Origin of the sequence: Arthrobacter livingstonensis (genome assembly GCF_003219815.1) — a bacterium.
Classification (GTDB): Bacteria; Actinomycetota; Actinomycetes; order Actinomycetales; family Micrococcaceae; genus Specibacter; species Specibacter livingstonensis.
The window spans coordinates 1-2,219 of the sequence record NZ_QJVD01000083.1; the positions used below are offsets into that span (position 1 = coordinate 1).

Consider the following 2,219-nt stretch of genomic DNA (forward strand, 5'->3'; position numbering starts at 1 on the left):
GGCCGGGGTTGGTGCGGCGTCAGTGTCTTCCGCCCCAGGGTGTGCCGTGCTGGCCGGCACGGCCGCTCTTCTGCTTGAGCAGTGTGCCGGTGCATTTGATCCGGTGGTGCTGGCCCAGTTGGACGCTGCCCTGGCCCATGAACTCGCCAGGCGCGCCAGGGAACGCGCCGTCGAGGGCGCTGAACGACTCGGGCAGCAGGTACATGCCGGGGCAACCGCGGCAAATTTGGCGGACCTGGCCCAGTTCGTGTCCGCCGCGAAAGCAACGGCCACGAAGGCCGGTACCCGGGCAGCCGCAGCCACCGAGGTCGTGCTCGCGCTGGGCGGCACGGTCGGTGAAGGCAGCGGAAGTTGCAGTGCCACCCAAGCCGCCTCTGCGGGATTTGGCGCCGCCGTGGTGAATGACGGCGTCCCGGCAGCTGACGCGACCACGGAATTTGACGTGACTGTGGGACGTGGCGCGACTGCTGGACGTGACGCGACTGCTGGACGTGACGCGACCTCGGTAAATGTCGATGCCGAGGGACAAGACGCGGCCGCGGGACGTGATGACGCCGAGGGACAAGACGCGGCCGCGGGACGTGATGACGCCATGGCGGGGTTTGACGCCGCGGTGGTGGGCAGGGTCGATGCTGCCGCCTTGGTGGACGTGATCAGCCTGCTGGAAGAAGTGAAGAACGCGGCGGCCGCGGCGCAGGCCCATGCCGAGGCGGTGTTCGTGGCGCAGCAGCGCCTGGCCCAGGCCCGGGCCGGGGTGCCCCGGGAGACGCTGGGCAACGGCATTGCGGAACAGGTGGGCCTGGCCCGGCACGAATCAGCGAGCAGGGGCCGGCAACGGTGCGAGCTCGCCCACGTGCTGGTCCGGGAGATGCCGCACACCATGCACGCCTTCACCACCGGGAACCTCAGTGAGTACCGGGCCGGGATCATGGCCCGCGAAACGGCCTGCCTGTCCGCGGAGGACCGTGCGGCAGTTGATGCCCTGGTCTGCGGTGACCCGGAGAAGGTTGCCCGGTGGGGGACCCGGCAGTTGGCGGCCGCGGCCAAGAATGCCGCCTGTGCCCTGGACCCTGCGGCTGTCGCCAAACGCTTCGCGAAGGCTGAATCGGACCGGCACGTCTCGCTGCGGCCCGCCGCCGACGGCATGACCTTGCTGACGGCCTTGATTCCATTGAGGCAGGGCGTGAGGATCTACAACATCCTGACCAAGGTCGCCGACAGTGCCACGGCAGGCGGGGACGAAAGGGGCAAGGGCCAGCTCATGGCCGACGCCCTCATGCACCGCCTCACCAACCACAGCCCGTGCGACCTGGGCGCCGGCAGCGACGGCGACCACCGCGGCACCCAGCCACCACCAGTGACCACCCCCTCGACCGCCGGGCGGGCAGCCACCAGGGACGACAGTTCCACCAGGCCAGAGCAGAGCGAGAGTTCCACCGGGCGGGAAGCCACCAGAACCGACCGTTCCACCGGGCCAGAGCAGGCAACCGGCGCCGCCGGGACGTCCGATGGGGCACCCCGGGCGCGCGGGGCCCAGCTTTGCACCACCATTTCGGAGCCCGACATTGCGCTGGAGCTGGTCATGACCGACCGCGCCCTCTTCGACGGGGCAAACGACCCCGCCATCCTCGTCGGCCATGAACCCATCCCGGCACCGGCCGCCCGCGCCATGATTTACCGCACCGGCAACAACAGCGACGGCAACAGCAGCAGCACCGGCGGCCCGGCTGGCAGTCCCGGACGTAGCCCCTCGCCCGGTCCGGGTTCGGGAACTTCCCCGACAGTGTGGTTGAGGCGGCTGTACACCCACCCCGAATCGAACGCCCTGCTGGCCATGGACTCAAGGGGACGACTATTTCCTGAGGGCATGAAGGAATTCCTGCGCCTGCGCGACCAACGCTGCGCCACCCCCTACTGTGACGCACCGATCCGCGAGTACGACCACATCAAATCCTGGGCCACCGGCGGACAAACCAGCGTGGCCAATGGGCAAGGCCTATGCACGGCGTGCAACAAAGCCAAGGAAGCGCCCGGCTGGGCCAGCGAGCCCATCGGCCACCATCATCAACCACCTGACACAGGCCCGAACAGCACGGCCCTGCCCGAATCGACGATCACGACACCCACCGGCCACAGCTACGTCTCCACGGCGCCGCCACTTCCCGGTCCCACCCGCCGCCAACGCCCCTGACGATGCTGACCGTTCCAGTCCCGGCAGG

The 2,219-nt window shown here is 69.3% G+C and carries 1 protein-coding gene; it reads left to right on the plus strand.

The window, feature by feature from the left end; translation table 11 throughout:
- The coding region (locus tag CVV68_RS24530; RefSeq protein WP_245933750.1) for an HNH endonuclease at positions 1-2,191 on the plus strand (2,191 nt) is incomplete at its 5' end.
- Between the last annotated feature and the right edge of the window lie 28 nt (positions 2,192-2,219).